Genomic DNA, 22854 nt, shown 5'->3' on the forward strand with positions numbered 1-22854 from the left:
TCGTGACCCGTTCTGCCATTCAATCGCGAAGCGCCTGGCCTGCCATCGCGGCCCGCATCGCACTGGCCCTTCTCGGCGGTTACGCCTTCACCTACGCCTTTACTGCCGCGCTGGCGCGACTATTGCCGCTCGACCCGGTGGACGCCGTCACCGCTGCTTCGCTGCTGTCGTTCGTGGTGTATCTGGTGTTCATGCTCTGGGCGTTCGCGGCAGCCTCGCTGCGGCGGGTGCTGGTGGCCGTAGGGGTCGCGATCCCCTTGGCCATCGTAGGCTTCTGGCCGCAGCTGCTGGAGGTGCTGGGATGAAAGGCAGTCTGACGCAATCCATGTCCTGGCTTCACACCTGGTGCGGGCTTCTACTCGGCTGGATGCTCTTCGCCATCTTTCTCACCGGCACCCTGGCGGTGTTCGACAAGGAGATCAACTGGTGGATGCAGCCTGAGCTGAGCGATCAGGCGCTGTCACCTGCCGCTGCGGCCAATGTGGCGCAGCGCTGGCTAGCAGAGCGTCACCCCGACGAAACGAACTGGAATATCAGCCTGCCGACCGCGCGTGCGCCTGACCTGGCCGTCTCGGTCGGTGAACGGCGCCGGGGTGGCGGCGGTGTGACCCACCTCGACCCGTTGAGCGGGGAGACTGTCGAGCCGCGGGAAACCATCGGCGGCAACTTCTTCTTCCATTTCCATTACACCCTGCATCTCCCACGCACACTGGGCGTATGGGTGGTGGGGTTCGCGGCCATGGCGATGCTGGTGGCGCTGATCAGCGGCATCATCATCCACAAGAAGATCTTCAAGGAGTTCTTCACCTTCCGTCCCGCCAAAGGCCAGCGATCCTGGCTCGACGCGCATAACGCCAGCGCCGTGCTGCTGTTGCCGTTTCACCTGATGATCACCTACACGGGGCTGGCGATCTTCTTTCTGCTCTATATGCCAGCGGCGGTGAACGCCCTGTACGACGGTGATCGCCAAGCCTATTTCCGCGATGCGCAATCGGGCCGAACAGCCGAGCAGACGCCGCGAGGCGAAGGCCGTGGCAGCAAGGCCGTCTCGGCACCGGAGGTGCCGCTGCTCCCGCTGAGCGACATTGTCAGCCGGGCCGAGGCCCACTACGGTCAAGGCATGATCGGCAGCCTGGCGGTGAGCAATCCCGGCCGAGCCAATGCCCAGGTCACGGCGCGCCCCGTGCTGGGTAACCGCATCGAACTGACCAAGGGCGAAGGCATGGTCTTCGACGGCGTCAGCGGCAAACTGATCCAGGCGCCGGAGCCGTCACGCACCAGCCAACTGACCCAACGGGTGATGGCGGGCCTGCACTTCGCGCAGTTCGGCGGCTATCCGATGCGCTGGCTGTACTTCATCTGCGGCCTGGTGAGCTGCGCCATGATTGGCACAGGCCTCGTGCTCTACGCGGTCAAGCAGCGCAAGCAGGCCAAGGCCAACCCGCAATTCCTGCGCGTGGTAGAGAGCCTCAACGTAGCGGTAGTCGCCGGTCTTTTGCTGGCCTGTATCACGCTGTTGTGGGCCAACCGGCTACTACCGGCAGAACTGGCCGCACGTCAGAACTGGGAGCTGCGGCTGTTCTTCGGCGTCTGGGCGCTCAGTTGGCTGCACGGCTGGCTGCGCAAGCCATTGTCAGCTTGGCGCGAACAGCTCATGGCCGCTGCACTCCTGGCTATTACCCTGCCGGCCCTCGACCTGTGGAGCGCCCAGGACACGCTGGACGTCATGCGGCTGTCCCTGCTAGCAAGCGTGGCTTCGATGGGCCTGCTGCTAGGCTGGACCGTTTGGAAAATCCCGACGGTCATCGCCGCCCGAAATGCCCGTTCGGCTCGCCTTGATCGTCCCGCTGCCGGAGCCTCCTCATGAACGCTTCCGCGCTGTTCGCCAGCCTTCTGCTCGCTTACGCCGGCATGCTTGGCTTTTGCCTGGGTAAGGAGCGTCATTGGAAGCAGTTGGCCAATCCGCACGTGCCAACCTGGCTTCGTCGGCTATGCGCGCCATTGGGCGGGCTTCTGCTCGGGCTCGCGATATATGCGTCCTGCCAGGTCTGGCCCGGCGGCATGGCGGTGGTTGGCTGGTTCGGCCTTATCTCACTGGCTGGCTTTGCCTTGCTGTTATTACTTCCCTACGCGCCGCTTTTGGCCGTGAGCCTGCCGCTGTTGGGAGGACTGGTTTGGGCAGCCGCAGCCCTCACCTGACCACCGGACAAAATCGCCTCTCAACCAAGCACCGACAATAAAACCGACGTTGCTGTATCGTGAGTCCATTGCTGCGACAGCATTCTTCCTGCAAGCGGGGCGGCGTTTACGCCCTCCGCTTGCATGGCTCGCCGAATCTTGACGCCTCTGCCACACCGCCATGCGGTATGGCGTATTCACGAGGCCGTACGGCGATTTGGCAGAAACCGGCAATCGGTTTCCCGTTGTTCCGAAAGCTTGCCGCCGTGGTTCCTCTCGACAGGATCCGGCGCCTCTACGCCTGCTCCCCTATATCCGCTAGTCGGACAGGCGCACATGACCTCAGTTTTCCGTCACATTCTCGGACGCCACAAGCGCTCGCCCCTCTGGAACGACCGTGCGCCCGTGCGCGACGAGCTGTTCGGTATCGAACGGCTGGAACACCACGCCCGTAGCCTGGCCGCGGCCCAGCCCGTCACCGACAGCCCACCCGCCGTCATGCCACTGCACGCTCGGCTGAACGACAACGCGGCGGTCTTGCTGGCAGCTTACCGCGCCAGTGCCGCGGAGCTGGAAAGTGGGCGCAGCGTGGTACCCGCCGCAGAATGGCTGCTGGACAACTATCACCTGGTCGAAGCGCAGATCCGCGAGATTCGTGACGACTTGCCACCGGGCTTCTACCGCCAGTTACCGAAGCTGGCCGAAGGCCCCTTCACCGGCTATCCCCGTGTATTCGGCATCGCCTGGGCGTTCGTCGCCCATACCGACAGCCATTTCGACCCCGAGACGCTGCGCCGCTTCATCAGCGCCTACCAGCAGGTCCAGCCGCTGAGCATCGGTGAGTTGTGGGCGGTGGCGATCACCCTGCGCATCGTACTAATCGAGAATCTGCGGCGCCTGAGCGACCAGATCACCGATGGCCGTGCTACCCGTGCTGCGGCCGATGACATGGCCAACCGGTTGCTGTCGGCCGTCTCTGCGAAAAAAGCGCTGGAGGACGAAATTGCCTCGCGTGGTAGCGCGCCGATGTCCGAAGTGTTCGCGGCGGAGCTGGCCAAACGGCTACGCGACCAGGACCCGAACACCACACCTGCTCTGGGCTGGCTGGAAGAGTTACTGGGTCAGCAAGACAGCTCCATCGATCAGGTGGTGCAGCATTCGCAGCAACGCCAGGGCGCGTCCAACGTCAGTGTGCGCAACGTGATGACCAGCATGCGGCTGATCTCGGACATCGATTGGACCGAGCTGTTCGAGAGCGTCAGCCTGGTCGACGAGCGACTGCGCGCCGGCAGCGCTTTCGCCATCATGGATTTCCCCACACGCAACCTGTACCGCAGCGCTATCGAACAACTGGCGCGTGGCTCCAGCGCGACCGAGCTGGACGTCGCCAGCGCCGCGCTCAGCGCCGCAGCGGCTGCCCCCACGCACGATCTCGCGCAGGACGAGCGCGTGGGCGATCCGGGCTATCACCTGATCGGCGAGGGCCGCCTGGCCCTAGAACGCAGCATCGGTTTCAGCCCGCCGCTGGGATTGCGCCTGAGCCGATTCCATATACAGCTCGGGATCGTCGGCTATGTCGGCTCGATTCTGCTGGTGACCGCGCTGCTGCTGTCGGTCGGCCTGCAAGCGCTGACCAGCGTCGGCGTTGGTGCCGGATGGCTCGCACTGCTGGCCGTGGTCGCATTCCTGCCGATTACCGATGTGGCCACCACGCTGGTCAACCGCGTGGTGACCTGGCGTTTCGGTGCCATAACCCTGCCCGGGCTGGACCTGACCACCGGCGTGCCGCAATCGCTACGCACCCTGGTCGCCGTACCCACGTTGCTGACCAACGAAGCGGACCTGCTGGAGCAGATCGAACGCATCGAGGTGCATCACCTGGCGGGCGCTGGTGGTGACCTCACCTTTGCGCTGCTGACCGATGGGCTGGATGCCGAGTCGGAAACCATGCCTGGCGATGCGCATCTGCTCGCCGTCGCCGTTGGCGCCATTGCCGCCCTGAACGAACGCTATGGCCCGGCACCTGGCGGCAGCCGGTTTCTGATCTTGCACCGCCGACGCCAGTTCAATCCCAGCGAGGGACGTTGGATGGGCTGGGAGCGCAAGCGCGGCAAGCTGCATGAGCTGAACCAGCTGCTGCGTGGCGCCACCGACACCAGCTATATGCCGTTGGCCGGTTGCACACAGCAAGTGCCCACCGATGTGCGCTATGTGATCACGCTGGACGCCGACACCCGGCTGCCGCGCGATGCCGCCATGCGCCTGATCGGCAAAATGGCGCATCCGCTCAATCGCCCGCGCTTCAGCGTGTCCGAACAACGGGTAGTCAACGGGTACGCGATCCTGCAACCACGGGTCACGCCATCGCTGCCGGTGGGTCGCGAAGGTTCGTTCTACCAGCGGGTGTTCTCCAGCCCGGGCGGCATGGACCCTTATGCTGCCGCCGTCTCCGATGTCTATCAGGACCTGTTCGGTGAAGGCTCGTACACCGGCAAGGGCATCTATGACATTGATGCGTTCGAGGCAGCACTCGCCGGTCGGGTACCGGAAAACACCATGCTCAGCCACGACCTTTTCGAGGGCGTCTTTGCTCGTGCAGGGCTGGCAACGGATGTGGAGGTGGTCGAGGAATTTCCGTCGCGCTATGACGTCTCCGGTAAGCGCCAGCACCGCTGGACCCGTGGCGACTGGCAGCTATTGCCATGGATATTCGGCGCCCGCAGCGGCACTCAGGCGCTGCCGGATATTGGCCGCTTCAAGATGCTCGACAACCTGCGTCGCTCATTGGTCGCACCGCTCACCCTGCTCGCATTGACGCTGTGCTGGCTGCTGCCTCTCCCGGCCGCGCTTGTCGGCACCTTGCTCATACTCGCGACGATGGCCATTCCCGCCGTACTGCCGATCTGCTTTGCACTGCTGCCCGCCCGCAGCGGCATTTGCATGCAAAGCCACCTGCGAAGGCTGCGCGACGACCTGCGCCTGGCTGCCTCGCAAACAGGGTTGAACCTGGTCTTTTTGCCGGACCAGGCCTGGCGCATGGTCGATGCCATCGTGCGGACGCTGTCTCGCCTATCGAGCCGACGCAATCTGCTGGAATGGACCACTGCCGCCCAATCGGCCATCAGCCCACGCCTGAAGCTCAGCGGTTTCTATCGTGGTATGGCCGGCGGCACGGCCTTGGGCGTTGGCGCTGCGCTCTTCGCGCTGCTGATCGCTCCCGGCTCCTGGCCCGTAGTGCTGCCCTTCGCCCTGCTCTGGCTAGGCGCACCCGCCATCGCCCTGTGGGCCAGCCGCTCACCGCGCATCGCGCCCCGGCAGACGCTCGCCGAACCGGACGCCGAGGAACTGCGCCTGATCGCTCGACGCACCTGGCGCTTCTTCGAAACCTTCGTCACGCCGGCCGACAACATGCTGCCGCCGGACAATTTCCAGGAAGACCCCAAGCCGGTCGTCGCCCGCCGGACCTCGCCCACCAACATGGGCCTTTACCTGCTCTCGGCCATTACCGCGCGTGATTTCGGCTGGGCCGGCACCCTGCAGACTCTCGACCGCCTGGAAGCAACGCTGGACAGCATGAGCCGTCTGCAGCGCCACCGCGGCCACTTCTTCAACTGGTACGCCACCGAAGACATGCGTGCGCTAGAGCCGCCTTATGTGTCGGCCGTGGATAGCGGCAACCTTGCCGGCCACCTGATCGCGCTCGCCAATGCCTGCGAGGAATGGCTCGACGCACCCACCGCACCGAATGCACGCGCGGGCCTGCAGGACACCCTGGTATTGATTCGCCAGGCTATGACCGCGCTGCCGTCCGCCAGTGGCGAGCGTGGCCGTCCACTTTCCGAGCTGCTCGACGAGATCAGCGCGCAGATCGACGAGGAGCAGGCGCTCGATACGCTGTCCGCGACGCTCCAGCAACGGGCCGAAAAGGCCGCTCGCCTGGGCCTGGAACTCTGCCCGCCGGGTGAAGACGACGAGTCATCCGACCTGCGATTCTGGATCGACGCATTGGGCCAGACCCTGGCCGAGCACGCTCGCGACCGTCAGCTACAAGGCGAAACGCTCAGCGATGCGCAGAACCGCCTGCGCGAGCTTTCTCGCAGCACCCGGCAGATGGCGCTGGAAATGGACTTCGCCTTTCTGCTCGACCCCGAACGCAAGCTGTTGTCGATCGGCTACGGTCTGGCTGAAAACAGCCTCGACCCCAGTTGCTACGACTTGCTGGCATCGGAAGCGCGTCTGGCCAGCCTGTTCGCCATCGCCAAGGGCGACGTGACCACCCGTCACTGGTTCCGCCTGGGCCGCACCGCGACGCCGCTGGGCAACGGCTCAGCGTTGATTTCCTGGTCGGGTTCGATGTTCGAATACCTGATGCCCTCGCTGGTCATGCGTGCGCCGGCAGGCAGTCTGCTGGAGCAGACCAACAGCCTCGTGGTGCAGCGCCAGCAAGATTACGGCAACGACCGCAACGTCCCATGGGGCGTATCGGAGTCGGCGTATCACGCTCGCGACATGGAATTCACCTACCAGTATTCCAACTTCGGCGTGCCGGGCTTGGGCCTCAAGCGCGGGCTGGCTGAGAACCTGGTCATTGCGCCCTACGCCACCGGCCTTGCCACCATGGTCGACGCTCCGGGCGCGCAAGCGAACTTCCGCCGCATGGCAGAGATGGGCGCGGTCGGCCGCTACGGTTTCTACGAGGCACTGGACTTCACCCCGGCGCGACTGCCGGACGGCCAATCGTTCGTCATCGTGCGCAACTACATGGCTCACCATCAGGGCATGACCATCGTCGCCATCGCCAACACCCTGCTGGACGGGCCGATGCGCGCCCGCTTCCATCGCGAACCGATGATCCAGGCCTGTGAACTGCTTCTGCAGGAGCGCATGCCGCGTGACGTGGCCATAGCCCATCCGCGCGCCGAAGAAGTGAAGATCCGTGCTGTCGAGGGCAGCGGCGACCCGCAAGCTCTGCGCAGGCTCAACGCAGCCGCCGCCGGGGCCGCGCCCGTCACCCACCTGCTCACCAATGGCCGCTACGCCGTGATGCTCACCGCCGCCGGCGCCGGTTACAGTCGCTGGCGCGATATCGCGGTCACCCGCTGGCGTGAAGATGCCAGCCGTGACGATTACGGCTCGTTCATCTTCCTCCGCGATACGGCAGACGGCCGCGTCTGGCCGGCGGGCGGACAGCCCATCGGCAGCGATGCTCTGAGCCATGAGGTGATATTTGGCGAGGATCGTGCCGAGTTCATTCGTCACGACAAGGACCTGTCCACCATCCTCGATGTCCTGGTGTCCGGTGAGGATGACGGCGAAGTACGCCGCGTCTCGCTCGCCAACAGCGGCCCGGACGCTCGTGAGATCGAGCTGACCTCCTACAGCGAAGTGGTGCTTACGACGCCATCCACCGACAACGCGCACCCGGCCTTTGCCAAGCTCTTCGTAGTCACCGAATACCTGCCAGAGTTCGGCGCGCTGCTGGCCACCCGACGCCTGCGCAGCGAGGGCGAACGCCCGATCTGGGCCGCGCATTTTGCCGTGGCCGAAGGCGAGGTCGTGGCCGATCCGCAGTATGAAACCGACCGGGCCCGTTTCATCGGCCAGCGGCCAAGCGTTGCCGCTGCCGCGGTCGTTGCCGAAGGGCTGGCGCTGTCGAATACCGTGGGCACCGTGCTTGACCCGATCTTCGCGCTCAAGTACCGCCTCAAGGTGGCGCCGGGCAAGGTCGCCCGCTTGGCCTTCTGGACCCTGGTTGCCGACTCGCGAGACGAGTTGCTCAACCTGATCGAGAAGCACCACGACCGCAGCGCCTACGACCGCGCCAAAACCCTGGCCTGGACCCAGGCGCAGGTACAGCTGCGGCACCTGGACATCAAGCCGGCCGAAGCGGCCGACTTCCAGCGCCTGGCCGCGCCAATTCTGTATGCCGATCCGCAGTTCCGCGCGCCCTCGGCGGCCATTATCGAGGGCGCTGGCGCTCAGTCGGGCCTCTGGCCACACGCGATCTCCGGTGACCTGCCCATCGTCCTGCTGCGCATCGACGACATTCAGGACATCGCCCAGGTTCGCCAGCTGCTGCGTGCCCATGAGTACTGGCGCATGAAGCGCCTGGCGGTGGATCTGGTGATCCTCAACGAGCACGCCAGCTCCTACCTGCAGGACCTGCAGATCGCTATCGAAACCGCCGTGCGCAGCAGCCAGTCGCGCCCGCGTTTTGGTGCCGAACTTGCTCAAGGCACGGTGTACATGCTGCGCGCCGACCTGCTGAGCACCGAAGCGCGTGCGCTGCTGCGCAGTGTTGCCCGCCTTTCACTGATCGCCCGCCGCGGACCAATTGCCAATCAGCTGGCCAACCAACTGGTTGCGTCGCAGGCTCAGGCTTCGCCGCCTCGCCTTGCCGATCGCCGAACGACTGGGATGGGTACGTCAGTTGCTGCACGCCCATCGGCCGCCGAAACTTCCCAGCACCTCGAATGCTTCAACGGGCTGGGCGGTTTCGATAAGGATGGCCGCGAGTACGTGACGCTGCTGGAAGGTGACGCCAATACGCCCGCCCCCTGGATCAACGTGATCGCCAATCCGCAGTTCGGCTTTCAGGTTTCGGCGCAGGGCAGCGGCTACACCTGGGCCGAGAACAGCCGGGAAAACCAGCTCACGCCCTGGTCCAACGACCCGGTCACCGACCCCTGCGGCGAAGCCTTCTATGTGCGCGACGAGGACAGCGGTGCGCTGTTCAGCCCGACCGCACAGCCGATTCGTGATGGCGGGCTCTACATTGCGCGGCACGGACACGGCTACAGCCGCTTCGAACACCAGGCCGACGGCATCGCCATGGACCTGCTCGAATACGTGCCGCTGGCAGATCCCATCAAGATTTCCCGCCTGACCCTGCGCAACCTGTCGGCCGTGCCGCGCCGGTTGTCGGTCACCCGCTACAGCGAGTGGGTGCTCGGTACGGCGCGCGGCGCCAACGCGCCCTTCATCATCACCGGGCACGATGACAGCAACGGCATGCTTCTCGCCCGCAACCCTTGGAGCAGCGCTTTCCCCGGGCGCGTAGCCTTTGCCGACCTCGGTGGCCGGCAAACCAGTTGGACCGCCAATCGCCGCGAATTTCTCGGCCGCAACAGCGGGCCCGCTACGCCAGCGGTGCTTCTCGCGGGTGCGACGCTGTCGGGTATCACGGGCGCCGGCATGGACCCTTGCTCGGCCTTGCAGACAAGCGTCGAACTGGCTGCCGGGGAAAGCATTGAAATCGTCGCCTTTATCGGTCAATGCCCATCGGCAGAGGCTGCGCGGGCACTGGTCGAGCGTTATCGCCAAGCGGATCTGGATGCCGTGCTGCTGGAAGTCACCGAGCACTGGCGCACAGCACTGGGTGCGATACAGGTGAAAACGCCGGACCGCACGATGGATATCATGCTCAACGGCTGGCTGCTGTATCAGACCCTCGCCTGCCGCATCTGGGCGCGCTCGGCGTTCTATCAGGCCAGCGGCGCCTACGGCTTCCGCGACCAGTTGCAGGACGGCATGGCACTGACCTTCTCGCGGCCTGAGGCCACCCGCAGCCACATTCTGCGCGCGGCCAGCCGCCAGTTCGCCGAGGGCGACGTACAACACTGGTGGCTGCCGCACTCCGGTCAGGGCGTGCGTACGCGCATTTCCGATGACCGTGTCTGGCTATCGTTCGCCACGGCGACCTATATCCAGGTCGCGGGCGATCTGGCGATTCTCGACGAGCCAGTCACCTTCCTCGAAGGGCCGCTGCTCAAGCCTGGCGAGCACGATGCCTTCTTCCAACCGATGATGGCTGGCGATGCCGCACCGCTGTTCGAGCATTGCGCGCGCGGCCTTGACCAGTGCCTGGAACTGCACGGCGAACTCGGTCTGCCGCTGATTGGCGGCGGCGACTGGAACGACGGCATGAACCGCGTCGGCGAAAACGGCAAGGGCGAGAGCGTCTGGCTTGGCTGGTTGCTGCTGCGAACCATCGAGCTCTTTGCGCCGCTGGCTGACGGGCGCGGCACGGTGGCGGACGCCCAACGCGCCGAGCGCTGGCGCTCGCATGCACTGGCGTTGAGTGATGCACTGGAGGAAAAGGCTTGGGATGGCGAATGGTACCGCCGCGCAACCTTTGACGACGGCACCTGGCTCGGTTCTAAGGACAGCGACGAGTGCCGTATCGACTCCATTGCCCAGTCCTGGGCCGTGCTGTCCGGCGCGGCAGACCCCGCCCGTGCGAAGCAGGCCATGGCTTCGGTGCGCAAGCACCTGATCCGTGAGGACGACGGGCTGGCGCTGCTGTTCACGCCACCGTTCGACAAGACCGACAAGGAGCCGGGTTATATCAAGGGCTATCCAGCGGGCCTGCGCGAAAACGGCGGGCAATACAGCCACGCCGCGATGTGGGCCATGCTCGCCTTTGCCAAGCTCGGCGACGGTGATGCGGCGTGCCGCATGTTCAAGCTACTCAACCCGATCAACCACGCGCTGACGCCTGAAGAAAGCCGACGCTACAAGGTCGAACCCTACGTGGTAGCGGCGGACGTCTATGGCGTCGCCCCGCATAACGGCCGCGGCGGCTGGACCTGGTACACCGGTGCAGCCGGCTGGATGCACCGCGCCGGCGTCGAGGGCATCCTCGGTATTCGTCGTGAAGGCGAATGGTTGATCGTCGACCCCTGCATCAGCAGTCAGTGGCCCGGATTCGAAGCCACCATCACCCTGGGTGAAACCCGCTATGCCATTCGCGTGGAAAACCCAGCCCAGGCCAATAACGGCATCAAGACGGCCCTATTGGATGAGCAGGCACTCGATTGTGCCAACGGGTATGTACGGCTTGCGCTGGATGGGGAGCGGCATCAGGTGGTGTTAACGCTGTAGAACGCAAGAATGTACCGGAGTCGATGCTTCCCCTGATCCTCACCCGATAAATGTAGAAATCATCGGGCGGGGGCCGGCCGAGCCGCAAGGTATTGGCGCCGAGCACGGAGTAACGCTTGGAGGGACGTGTCAGAGGAGCGTAACGGCCAGATAGTTTCGCTTCATCGGCAACGTGCAGCTCGATCGTCTGCAAGCTATCTGGTACTTCCCAACTCTGCTGCTCACCGGGGCGGCAAGCAGCAAGGTCTACGTAAGTCCTGCCTGGCCGACGTTGGAGCCGCCAGACAAGACTTGTCGTTTACCAGTTATAGCTGACCTTGGCCGTGATCTCGCGGCCAGGGTTGTAGTAGTCCGCGGTGCCCGAGCCGACTACGTGCTGCTCATCCAGCAGGTTGCTGACGTTGATGGCCAGATCGGTGTCCTTGAGGATCTGGTAGTTGAAAGCGGCATCAAACAGCGTGGTGGCATCGCTTTTAGCGCTGTTGGCGGGGTTGAAGTAATACGCGCCCGTGTAGCGCGCACCCAAACCAACGCTCATTGTCGTCCCTGGCAAGTTGTAGTAGCTCCACAGTGATGCCGAGTGCTTGGGCGCCGCTTCGAACTCATTACCCTCGAGCGAAGCGCCACTGCGCAACGTTCCGCGGAGCACCTCCGATTCCATGTAGGAGTAGCCACCAATCAGGCTCAGGTTTTCAGTCAGTTCAGCCTTGGCTTCCAGATCCAGACCGCGCACACGCGACTCACCAATGGTTTCCCGTTCGATAGTGCCATTAGGCTGTACGACCGCGACGGTGATGTCTTCCTGAGTCAGGTCGTAAACGGCTGCAGAGAACAACGCATTCATGTTCGTGGGCGAGTACTTCAGCCCCACTTCGTACTGCTTGCCGCGCTCTGGGGTGACGCCAATGGTTGGCGGCGCGACGGATTCCACCATGCTGACGTAGGTGGAAACTTCGTCGTTCACGATGTAGGTCAATGCCCCGCGAACAGAGTTCTCCGAGAAGGTATCCGAGGCTCTGACGTTGGTGATGTCGGTGCTGGAAAGATCCAGTGAGTCGTTGCGGATACCACCCGTAACGATGAAGCGCTCGAAAAATGACAGGTTCTGCTGCACAAAAACCGACTTGGTGGTGTAGTCCTGTTTGTTACGGCTGTAGGGGACCAGACCGACCGGGGCACCGCCGTAAACGGGATTGGCGATGTCGATGGGAGAAACGCCTTGATAGACAGAACTATCCTCGGACGAGGCATCGCGATACTCCACCCCTACCATGGTGCTGCTATCAATGTTTTCAAATCGGGCATCGTACTGAAGCATCAAGTTGCCGTTTAGCTGGTCGGCGTCAGTGTCGGTACCAAAAGCATCACGATTGAGTAAGGTTCCGGTCCCCGTGCCGTTCAGGTACACGTAGCCGAAATCATCAGTCAGCTCGCTGTAACGCAGATTGCTGCGCAGGACGAAACCATTGTCGAAATCATGAGTGAAGTTGCCGCTTAGACTGGTGCGTTCGACATCATGAAAGTTGTAATCAGATTCGCCATAGAATTTGCTGCGGTCATACTCCTTATCTTTCGGATATCCGCCGCTGTTGGGCGTGCTGGTTGTCTTGAGGTAGTCGAGAATCACCGTTGCCGAGGTGAACGCGGTCGGTGCCCAAGTCAGGCCGCCCATCAAGAACTTGTTGTCGTCCTCTGAGTGATCGTACTCACGATCACTGTTCTGGATCTTGCCCGTGAAGCGGTAGGCCAGCGTCTGATCTTCGTTCAACGAGTCCCCGACATCGATGCCGGTTTCAACATGATCATAGGAACCGTAGGTCACGTAGCCCTGGCCGAACTTGTCGAACCGCGGCTGCTTGGTGACGAAGTTCACCGAGCCACCCGGATCTGCCGGGCCAAACAAGGTTGAGTTGGCACCACGGAGGATTTCGACGCGCTCATAGGCGAAGGGCTCTTCGCGTACGCCGCGCATCGACCCCAGGGTCAAGCCGTCACGGTACGTGGTGGCCTGGAAGCCGCGGATCTTGAAGTAATCGTTGCGATCATCAGTGCCGTAGTAGTCGGCGATGACGCCCGGGGTGTATTGCAGAACTTCCTCAGTGGTACTGGCACTGCGCTGCTCGATTTCCTTCTGGGTGACCACGGAAACCGAAGCGGGCGTGTTGAGGATGCTGGTAGGGACCTTGCCACCGACCCAAAGCTCCTGAGCAACAACCGTGCTGGCGTCGTCTCCGGCAGAGGCGCTGGCATTGACGATGATGGGAGCGAGGCGAAACGGCTCTTCAATATCCGTGCGGGCCGACTCTTGCGCGCTAACGCTCAAGGGAGCGGCTACCGCACAGCACAGAAACGCGGTGGTGGTGAGTCGCCAAGGTGTCTGCGCCTTGGAAAGCCCGGCCTTACTACCAGTCATACTTGAGATCCTCTTTATTTAGTGGGTGGCAGCCGCGTCTTCTGATTTTTGTTACACATTGAGTCGCGGGCAACGGATAATAATCAATCGCGAATGAGATAAGTAATCATTTATTTAGGTAAATGACAAACTTTCTCGTCCACACCACTAAAACTGGTGGATTTACCTGGCTAGGTAGCCGCCACTCGCCGTAGCGCGAATCGCCGAGTCAGAGGCGTTCATCATCGCAATCGATATTCGGGCCTCAATCACTCGCCCGGCGGCCAGTCCCAAAAGGCCCTTAAGCCATTACAATGCGCGGCTTCGATCTGCACCCGGTCCGCGCTCATGTCCTTGCCACAACATCACCTCGAACTGCTCTCCCCTGCCCGGGACACGACCATCGCTCGCGAGGCCATCCTGCATGGTGCCGATGCGGTGTACATCGGCGGGCCGAGTTTCGGGGCACGGCACAACGCCGAGAACAGCGTGGCGGACATTGCCGAGCTGGTGAAATTCGCCCACCTGTTCCATGCGCGCGTGTTCGTCACGATCAATACGATCCTGCATGACGACGAGCTGGAAGCCGCGCGAACGCTGATCTGGCAGCTGTACGAGATCGGTGTCGATGCGCTGATCGTGCAGGACATGGGCGTGATGGAAATGGACATTCCGCCGATCGAGCTGCACGCCAGCACCCAGACCGACATCCGTACCCTGGAGCGCGCCAAGTTTCTGGATCAGGCTGGCTTCTCGCAGCTGGTGTTGGCCCGCGAGCTGAACCTGCAGGAAATCCGCGCGATCAGCGATGCCACCGACGCGGCCATCGAGTTCTTCATCCACGGCGCCCTATGCGTGGCGTTCTCCGGCCAGTGCAATATTTCCCACGCGCAAAACGGCCGCAGTGCCAATCGCGGCGACTGCTCCCAGGCCTGCCGCCTGCCCTACACGCTGAAAGATGACCAGGGCCGCGTGGTCGCCTTCGACAAGCACCTGCTGTCGATGAAGGACAACAATCAGAGCGCCAACCTGCGGGCGCTGGTCGATGCCGGCGTGCGCTCGTTCAAGATCGAAGGCCGCTACAAGGATGTGAGCTACGTGAAGAACATCACCGCTTACTACCGTCAGCGACTCGACGAAATCCTTGAAGACCGCCCTGACCTGGCCCGCGCGTCCAGTGGCCGCACCGATCACTTCTTCGTGCCGGACCCGGACAAGACCTTTCACCGCGGGAGCACCGACTACTTCGTCACTGACCGCAAGATCGACATTGGCGCCTTCGACTCGCCAACCTTCACCGGCCTCGCTGTGGGTGAAGTGCTCAAGGTTGGCAAGCACGACCTCACCGTGCAGACCCGCGAGCCACTGTCCAACGGTGATGGCTTGAACGTGCTGATCAAGCGCGAGGTGGTGGGTTTTCGCGCCAGCGTGGTCGAGCCGCTGAAGCAGTTCGAGGAAGACGGTCAATCGTTCTGGCAATACCGCGTCGAACCCAACGAAATGCCCGCCGCGATGCATCAGGTGCGGCCAAACCATCCGCTCAATCGCAACCTGGACCACAACTGGCAGAACGCCTTGCTCAAGATCTCCGCCGAGCGCCGCATCGGTGTGCGCTGGCTGGCCAAGCTGCGCGCCGATCAACTGGAGCTGCACGTCACCAGCAAAGAAGGCGCTTACGCCACGGTTTCGCTGGCCGGCCCGTTCGGCGAAGCGAAGAAGCCGGAACAGGTGCCCGGCCAGATTGCTGATTTGCTGAGCCAGCTCGGCACGACGATCTACCACGCCGAAGAAGCGGACGTAGACGCGCCCCAGGCCTTCTTCATCCCCAACTCGCAACTCAAGGCCCTGCGCCGCGAAGCCATCGAGGCGCTCACCGACGCCCGCGAGGCGATCCGCCCGCTCGGCAGCCGCAAGGCGGTCAGCGTGCCACCGCCGGTCTACCCGGAATCGCACCTCACCTTCCTCGCCAACGTCTACAACCAGAAAGCCCGCGCCTTTTACCAGCGCTACGGCGTGCAGTTGATCGATGCGGCCTTCGAGGCCCATGAGGAAACCGGCGAAGTGCCGGTGATGATCACCAAGCACTGCCTGCGTTTCTCCTTCAACCTCTGCCCGAAACAGGCCAAGGGCGTCACAGGTGTGCGCACAAAGGTCGCGCCGATGCAGCTGGTGCACGGTGACGAGGTGCTGACCCTGAAGTTCGACTGCAAGCCCTGCGAAATGCATGTCATCGGCAAGATCAAGGGCAACATCCTCAACCTGCCGCAGCCGGGTAGCGCCAGCAGCGTGGTCGGGCACATCACCCCGGCCGATCTGATGAAGACCATTCGTAGCAAGCCGCACGCCTGAGGCGCTGTCGGGAATCGGCCCGGAATTACGCAGAGTGGCCGAGTGAATTCGGCCCTACAACGACCGCCGAATGACCCGAGCGACCGGATAATCGCCGCAGATATGTAGGGCCGAACTTGTTCGGCCGCGTTGCGGTGTTTTAGACCGTGGCACGTCGTCACGCAAATCCCTTGTGAGGTTTGGTCGCTCTCCGTTACGTTCGACGTGCCCGACTGACGGGTCAGAACAATAACCGCGGCCTTCTCAGGCATGCCCTTGCAAGGAACACCCATGAAATCTCTGATTGCGGCCGGCGTCTTGCTGGCCAGCGGCGCGAGTCTCGCCGCGCCTTCCTCTTCGCTGCTTGATGAGGTCCAGCAGCGTGGGACGCTGAAGGTCTGCACCACTGGCGACTACAAGCCCTACACCTTCCTGCGCGACGACAAGGGGTACGAGGGCATCGACATCGCGCTGGCCGAGTCGCTGGCCAAAAGCCTGAACGTCAAGATCGAATGGGTACCCACCACCTGGAAGACCCTGATGCCAGACTTCCTCGCCCAGTGCGACATGGCGGTGGGCGGCGTTTCCATCTCGCTCGAGCGGCAAAAGAAGGCATTCTTCAGCGACCCGATAACGGTGGACGGCAAGATTCCTTTCGTCCGTTGCGACGAGGTCGAGAAGTACCAGACCATCGACCAGCTCAATCAGCCTTCGGTCCGCCTGATCGAGCCGCCAGGTGGCACCAACGAAGCCTTCGTCCACCGCGAACTGCCCAAGGCGCAGCTGGAGCTGTTCCACGACAACACCGGGATCTTCAAATCCGTCGCCGAGAACAAGGCCGACGTGATGATCACCGACTCGTCCGAAGCGCAGTACCAGCAGCGCAACTACCCGACGCTGTGCGCGGTGAACCCCGACAAGCCGCTGCAGTACAGCGAAAAGGCCTTTCTGCTGCCGCGCGGGGATGTGGCGTTCAAGGCTTATGTCGACCAGTGGCTGCACCTGAGCAAGGCCACGGGGGAATACCAGCGCATCGCTGACACCTGGCTGGCCAAGCCGAGCGAGTAGTTCGCCGAGGCGGACCCGAGCGATTCGGGTCCGCCATGCTGGCACCGCTCGGCTCTCGCCCTGTTCTGTACACGAGCGCCGAATCGTTGACGAAGAGGCCGATTGGCCTGGTTTTCGAAAACTTACTGGCACTGCGACACTCCTAATGGCACCGCGCCTTGCCTCTCAAACGGCGCTGCGCGGGCCCCCATGCTGAAGACAAGGATCGACGATGCTCATCAGGCCAACCGTTTGGTTGATCACGCTGCTAACGGTCATAGCCCTCGCCGGCTGTAGCACCCCGCGACCGAAGGCGCCCGCACCGCAGGAATCGCCTACCGAGACGGGCGCACAGATTGGTTCAGGCAAGGCCTCTTACTACGGAAATCGACACCACAACAAGCTAACCGCCAGTGGCGAGCGCTTCGACCAGAACGCGTTGACGGCTGCACATCGCACCCTGCCCTTTGGCAGCCAGGTACGGGTCATCAATGACGGTAACGGTAAAAGCGTGGTGGTGCGCATCAATGACCGTGGACCTTTCGTCCGTGGGCGGATTATCGACCTGTCGAAAGCAGCTTTTCAGAGCATCGCCAGCACCCGCTCCGGCGTGATCCGGGTACGCCTGGAAAGGGTTGACTGAGGCGACGAATCACCCAAGGGCGGCATCAAGTAAGGCCGTGGTGTGCCGATAGATAGACACGTCCACTCAGCTCCTGGTGCTTCCATGTTTAACGGCCCGCTCAAAAAACAAATCGAAGAACAAGCCGCAGAGCTATCCCTGCTCCGCCAGCTGCGGGACCAGATGAACGAGACGCTGCTGTCGATCACACTCGACTCAGAGTTTCGAATGGTGGCCGTCAACCGGGCATTCGCCAAGACGCTCGGCTACACCCCGGAGCAACTGCAAGGTCGCCCCATGGCGGAGATCGTGCCGGCCTATGTGAAGAACCTGCCGTGCTTCCACGACTTCCGCTCAGCGGTGTCCAAGCTTGCTCCGGTCAGCGACGACTACCGCTTTCTGCGCTCAGACGGCAGCTTGGCGTGGCTACACATCGACTGGTATCCGATTCGGAACGCCCAGGGCAGCTTGCTGCACATGAGCGGCTATGGACGTGAAGTGACCCGCGAGCTTCAGCAGGCCAAGGAAAACGAAGCGTTCATCAATGCGCTGCTGCGCTCCACGGCGGTCATCCAGTTCAATCTGGACGGCACCGTGGTTACGGCCAACGAGCAGTTCCTGCAGGGGATGGGCTATTCGCTCAAGCAGATCGCAGGCAAGCACCACAGCATGTTCTGCACCGCCGAGGAAGCGTCGTCCCAGCAGTACAAAGCCTTCTGGCAAACGCTCAATCGCGGCGAATTCGTTGCCGACCGCTTCAAGCGCATCGACAGCATGGGCCGCGATGTCTGGCTCGAAGCGACCTACAACCCGGTCTATGACGCCGAAGACAAGCTTTGCAAAGTGGTCAAATTCGCCAGCGTGGTGACCGAGCAGGTCGCACGCGAGGAGGAAGTCAGGGAAGCGGCAAGCATCGCCTATGACGTGTCGCGCAAAACCGACACCAGCGCCGAGCGTGGCGCCGTGGTGGTCAAGGATACGGTCGCGACCATGCAGCGCATTGCCGAAGAGGTCGAATCGGCCACCCAGGGTATCGAGGCGCTGGGCCAGCAATCGCACCTGATCAGCTCCATCGTCCAGACCATTGGCGGCATCGCTGCACAAACCAACCTGCTTGCACTCAACGCCGCCATCGAAGCCGCACGCGCCGGTGAACAGGGTCGCGGGTTTGCCGTAGTCGCGGACGAAGTTCGCCAACTGGCTGGCCGCACCAGCGCCGCTACCGAAGAGATCGTCAGTGTGGTGCAGAAGAACCAGGCGCTGGTCGACGAAGCCGTACGGGAAATGGCCAACAGCCGCGAGCAAGCAGCCCAAGGGCTGTCGCTGGCCAACCAGGCGGGCGAGGTGATCGTCGAGATCCAGGACGGTGCCAAACAGGTCGTGAGTGCGGTGGGTCGCTTCGCCAACGAACTGCATTGACCGGACGGCTGGCTACGGTACGCCAGCCCCCATCATTGGCGGCTGATACCGGAATCGACATCGCCAGGGCTTGGCGTCAACGGAGCACCCAGCTCCTCGGCCAAGCCTAACCCGCGCAGCGACGAGGGATCACTGCCGCTGCCCCCTGCCCCAGCACGCCAGAGCGCGGCGCTGCCCACCGGTCTGGCGAAGCGATAGGTCGCAAAGCAGCACAGCACGACCCCGCTCAGGGCCAAAAGACCGCCAACGATGCCAACATCGCTGAGGCCGAGATGAGCGGTGACCAAGCTGCCCAGCAGTGCGCCGCCGCCAATGCCGACGTTATAGATGCCTGAGAACAAGGCCATGGCGACATCCGTCGCATCGGAGGCGAGGTTCAGTACTTTCGCCTGTAGTGCCAGGCCAAAGCACATGCCGGCGATCCCCCATACCACCACCAGAGCAGCCAGCAGCGAGCTGTCGCGCGATGCGGGCAACAGCAGCAACAGGCACATAGCCATGATCGAAATCGCTGCGATCAGGAAGCCTTTCGGATACCGGTTGCTGTAACGGCTGAAGAGCACCGTCCCGAGAATGCCGGCCCCACCGAACAGCAGCAGCAGCGCCGTGGTCATGTTGCCACTCAGGTGCGCGATGGTTTGCACGAAGGGTTCGATATAGGTGTAGGCGGTGAACTGCGCGGTAATCACCAGCGCGGTCAGTACATAGGCCGCCACCAGGGCTGGCCGCTTGAACAGCATCGGCAAACTGCGCAGAGAACCGGAATTCTGGCTCGGAAGCAGCGGCAAGGTGCGCGCCAGGCAGAGCACGACCAATGCAGCGACCACCGCGATCGACAGGAAGGTGGTACGCCAGTCCAGCAGCTCGCCGACAACCCGCCCCAGCGGAATGCCCAGCACCATGGCCAGCGCGCTACCAGTTGCAAGCAAGCCGAGCGCCTGCGCCTGCTTGCCGGCAGGGGCGACGCGCACGGCCAGCGACGCAGTAATCGACCAGAACACGGCGTGTGAAAGCGCGATGCCGATGCGGCTGATCATCAGCATGCTGAAACTCGACGCTACGCTGGAGACCAGATGGCTGCCGATGAACACCACGAACACGAAGATAAGCAGGGTTCGCCGCTCGACATTGCGGGTCAGCAGCATCATCGGCAGCGACATCAGCGCGACCACCCAAGCGTAGATGGTCAACATCAGCCCGACCTGAGACGGCGGCATATCGAACGACCGACCGATGTCGCTCAACAAGGCGACCGGGACGAATTCCGTCGTGTTGAAAATAAAAGCGGCCAGGGCCAGCGCGATAACGCTGAGCCAACTCCCGCCGTGGGAGCTTTGCGATTCGTTCATGTGGGCGACGTCTGAAAACTGCTGTTCACTCGGCAACCGCAACGCGCCAGGACGGCACAGTGCAGTGTGACGAAGAAGGTGTAAGGGATGGCCGTTCCATCACTTGCCACAACGCAGATCGCCCGCGGCGCAGGTAATGCACGCAGGATGGCAACGTAAGCGTTGGAGGTGCGAAGAGGGACAGCTGGAGCGGCGCGGATTCTACGCCTGCAGTCGGTCGATGTCAGGCCGGAAAAGTATCTGGCGACCGGTGGCAGACCTGCAGCGCACCTGCAGCGCACCTGCAGCGCACCTGCAGCGAACTGTCCGCACCGGTACGACATGGACAAGCCGCGGATCACGCTTTTGTAGGAGCCAGCTTGCTGGCGATCCACGCCTGCGCGGTGCCGAAAAGATCGCCAGCAAGCTGGCTCTTACAGGGGACAACGCCAGCGAAGGTAGTCGTGGCGCTGCGTGCGGATTTCTGCAGTCGGTCGATGTCAGGCCGGAAAAGTATCTGGAGACCAGTGGAAGCCCCTGCAGCGCACCTGTAGCGAATTGCGCGAACCCGTACGACATGGACAAGTCGCGGATCACGCTGTTGTAGGAGCCAGCTTGCTGGCGATCCGCGCCTGCGCGGTGCCGAAAAGATCGCCAGCAAGCTGGCTCCTACAGGGGACAACGCCAGCGAAGGTAGTCGTGGCGCTGCGTGCGGATTTCTGCAGTCGGTCGCTGTTAGGCCGAGCAGGCAACTCGCGACCAGTGGCAGACCTGCCCCGTACCCGTAGCGAACTGCGCGAACCCTTACGACATCACGCTTTTGTAGGAGCCAGCTTGCTGGCGATCCACGCCTCTGCGGTGCCGAAAAGATCGCCAGCAAGCTGGCTCCTACAGGGGACAATGCCAGCGAAGGCATTCGCGGCGCTGCTAGGGGCGTTCAGGCGTGAGCGTTATCGATTGAAGTAAGCGCGGGCGCGCTCGACCTCGGCAGCCGTCGGCTTGTAGTTGGTCCACTGATCCTGCTCTTTCTTCTTGTAGCGAACCACGCCCTGGGCCACGTCGAACTCGTAGAACGGATAGACCTCCCGCAGGTTGTAGAACGCGGCCGGCGCGAAGAACAGGATGTCAGCGACAAGATAGCCACTGTTGAACTTGAGCGGGACGATCCCGTACATCGGTTCCATGCCGTCCTGCGTAGCGCGGAAGCGGTACTGACCGAAGCTGGTCGCCTTGTAGGTCTTGTTTACGGGGTTTTTCAGTACCAGCGGAGCATCGTCGTTGATCTTGACAGCGAGGCTCGGGTCGCTGGAGCGCAGCGAAGTGGTGGCGGTGCAGGCGGACAACAGCGCAGCGAGCAGCGGCAGTGCCAGGAGTTGCTTGGTTTTCATGGTCATACCCTTGTAGATGATAGGCGTGAACGGCCATGACCTCCCTACGCTGGGGTGCAGCAGCCGTCCGTGGCGGACGGCACTATAGGCCAGCGCAAATACATGGCCAAGCGCCATCTAGCGATACAGCGCCGTTCCCGATCATCGGTCACCACCGGACGCCCACTCGGCACTCTGCCGAAACTTTCCCGCCAGGCACCAGCCGTACTTACAGAACCCACTTTCATGTCTGGAGTACCTATGGCTTATCCGAAGATCCACGCGCAGAAACAGGACCGCTTGCCCGGTCAGGAACACGAGCTGCAGCCATCGGCCGAGTTCATTCGCGACAGTTACAAGGGCAGCGGAAAGCTCGCTGGCAAGGTCGCATTGGTCAGCGGTGGAGACAGCGGCATCGGCCGTGCGGCAGCGGTGCACTTCGCCCGAGAAGGCGCGGACGTAGCGATCATGTACCTCGATGAGCATCAGGATGCCGAAGACGCCAAGCGCATGATCGAAGCCGAGGGGCAGCGCTGCCTGCTGCTGCCAGGCGACATCCGCGACAGCAGCCACTGCAACGACGCGGTGGAGCAAACGGTGAAGACGTTCGGCCAACTGGACGTGCTGGTGAACAATGCCGGACGCCAGGAAGTCCAGACGCGACTCGAAGACATCACCGATGAGCAGTGGGAGAAGACCTTCGCCACCAACATTCATGGCTACTTCTACCTCACCCGTGCTGCACTGCCCCACCTCAAGGCTGGCGCCTCGATCATCAACACTACGTCGATCAATTCCTTTATCGGCAACCCGATGCTGGTCGATTACACCTCGACCAAGGGCGCCATCGACGGGTTTACCCGCGCCCTGTCGCAACAACTGATCGAACGCGATATCCGCGTCAACCAGATCGCTCCCGGACCGATCTGGACCCCGCTGCAACCGCCATCGCTGGGCAAGCACGACCCGGAACTGCTCGAAGACTTCGGCAGCCAGATGCCAATGGGGCGCTGCGGCCAGCCATCCGAGCTAGGCCCGGCCTACGTCTATCTGGCATGCGAGGATTCGTCCTACGTCAGCGGCCAGACGATCCATATCAACGGCGGCAAGGTGGTGAATGGCTAGCTGCAGCCAGCGATGGCGGCGATTCGACCGCGGTAACCGGGCAACGCGAGCAGCCGAAGCATCACGTAATGAGAACGCACGGAACCTTCGCCTCGCTGGTCTCGCCCAATAGACAGGACAGCGAGCACTTACAGGTCGAAACGCTCGCCGCGCATATCAACCGCA

General features: G+C 62.7%; 11 protein-coding genes and 2 pseudogenes. 10 read left to right on the top strand and 3 right to left on the bottom strand.

Translation table 11 applies throughout. The features are described 5' to 3' along the window. Nucleotides 1-2 precede the first annotated feature (2 nt). The 4 genes from ACQKIK_RS12660 to ACQKIK_RS12675 all read left to right on the top strand — a co-directional run bounded on the left by ACQKIK_RS12660 (nucleotide 3) and on the right by ACQKIK_RS12675 (nucleotide 11061). Nucleotides 3-305 carry an iron transporter gene (locus tag ACQKIK_RS12660; protein WP_499136198.1) on the top strand — a complete coding sequence of 101 codons (303 nt, stop codon included), beginning with the start codon at nucleotides 3-5 and terminating at the stop codon, nucleotides 303-305. After that, the gene (locus tag ACQKIK_RS12665) at nucleotides 302-1867 is read left to right on the top strand and encodes a PepSY-associated TM helix domain-containing protein (RefSeq protein ID WP_499136200.1); all 1566 of its coding nucleotides are present in this window, start codon (nucleotides 302-304) and stop codon (nucleotides 1865-1867) included. The genes ACQKIK_RS12660 and ACQKIK_RS12665 overlap by 4 nt, the downstream gene beginning before the upstream one ends. Then, nucleotides 1864-2199 carry a DUF3325 family protein gene (locus ACQKIK_RS12670; RefSeq protein WP_499136201.1) on the top strand — a complete coding sequence of 112 codons (336 nt, stop codon included), beginning with the start codon at nucleotides 1864-1866 and terminating at the stop codon, nucleotides 2197-2199. The genes ACQKIK_RS12665 and ACQKIK_RS12670 overlap by 4 nt, the downstream gene beginning before the upstream one ends. Before the next feature lie 315 nt (nucleotides 2200-2514). Then, nucleotides 2515-11061, top strand: a complete 8547-nt coding sequence (locus tag ACQKIK_RS12675) for a glycoside hydrolase family 94 protein (protein ID WP_499136203.1) — start codon at nucleotides 2515-2517, stop codon at nucleotides 11059-11061. 298 nt (nucleotides 11062-11359) lie between these two features. Here the strand turns inward: ACQKIK_RS12675 and ACQKIK_RS12680 are convergent, their stop codons facing one another. Then, nucleotides 11360-13474 carry a TonB-dependent siderophore receptor gene (locus tag ACQKIK_RS12680; RefSeq protein WP_499136205.1) on the bottom strand — a complete coding sequence of 705 codons (2115 nt, stop codon included), beginning with the start codon at nucleotides 13472-13474 and terminating at the stop codon, nucleotides 11360-11362. Nucleotides 13475-13801: 327 nt separating this feature from the next. Here ACQKIK_RS12680 and ACQKIK_RS12685 point away from each other — a divergent pair, with 327 nt between their 5' ends. The 5 genes and pseudogenes from ACQKIK_RS12685 to ACQKIK_RS12705 form a co-directional block, all read left to right on the top strand. After that, nucleotides 13802-15802, top strand: a complete 2001-nt coding sequence (locus ACQKIK_RS12685) for a peptidase U32 family protein (RefSeq protein ID WP_499136207.1) — start codon at nucleotides 13802-13804, stop codon at nucleotides 15800-15802. Between the two features lie 270 nt (nucleotides 15803-16072). After that, a complete protein-coding gene (locus ACQKIK_RS12690) occupies nucleotides 16073-16849 on the top strand; it encodes a transporter substrate-binding domain-containing protein (RefSeq protein ID WP_499136208.1) in 777 nt (258 codons plus the stop codon). A 211-nt stretch (nucleotides 16850-17060) separates the two neighbouring features. Beyond that, entirely contained in the window at nucleotides 17061-17471 is a 411-nt protein-coding gene (locus ACQKIK_RS12695) for a septal ring lytic transglycosylase RlpA family protein (RefSeq protein ID WP_499136210.1), read from the top strand. A gap of 84 nt (nucleotides 17472-17555) precedes the next feature. Then, nucleotides 17556-18332 (top strand): annotated as a pseudogene (locus ACQKIK_RS12700) (PAS domain-containing protein); the annotation flags it as partial. A 99-nt stretch (nucleotides 18333-18431) separates the two neighbouring features. Next, nucleotides 18432-18869 (top strand): annotated as a pseudogene (locus tag ACQKIK_RS12705) (methyl-accepting chemotaxis protein); the annotation flags it as partial. Between the two features lie 32 nt (nucleotides 18870-18901). Here ACQKIK_RS12705 and ACQKIK_RS12710 read toward each other — a convergent pair. Both ACQKIK_RS12710 and ACQKIK_RS12715 read right to left on the bottom strand, forming a co-directional pair. Beyond that, complete coding sequence (locus tag ACQKIK_RS12710) at nucleotides 18902-20218, bottom strand: sugar transporter (RefSeq protein WP_499136211.1); 1317 nt, start codon at nucleotides 20216-20218, stop codon at nucleotides 18902-18904. 929 nt (nucleotides 20219-21147) lie between these two features. After that, nucleotides 21148-21585, bottom strand: a complete 438-nt coding sequence (locus ACQKIK_RS12715; protein WP_499136212.1) for a hypothetical protein — start codon at nucleotides 21583-21585, stop codon at nucleotides 21148-21150. A gap of 240 nt (nucleotides 21586-21825) precedes the next feature. Between ACQKIK_RS12715 and ACQKIK_RS12720 the strand changes: the two genes are divergently transcribed. Further along, complete coding sequence (locus tag ACQKIK_RS12720; RefSeq protein WP_499136213.1) at nucleotides 21826-22689, top strand: SDR family oxidoreductase; 864 nt, start codon at nucleotides 21826-21828, stop codon at nucleotides 22687-22689. The last annotated feature ends 165 nt before the right edge of the window (nucleotides 22690-22854 follow it).

The sequence above is a fragment of the Pseudomonas sp. NPDC047961 genome (assembly GCF_050272435.1).
Lineage (GTDB): Bacteria > Pseudomonadota > Gammaproteobacteria > Pseudomonadales > Pseudomonadaceae > Stutzerimonas.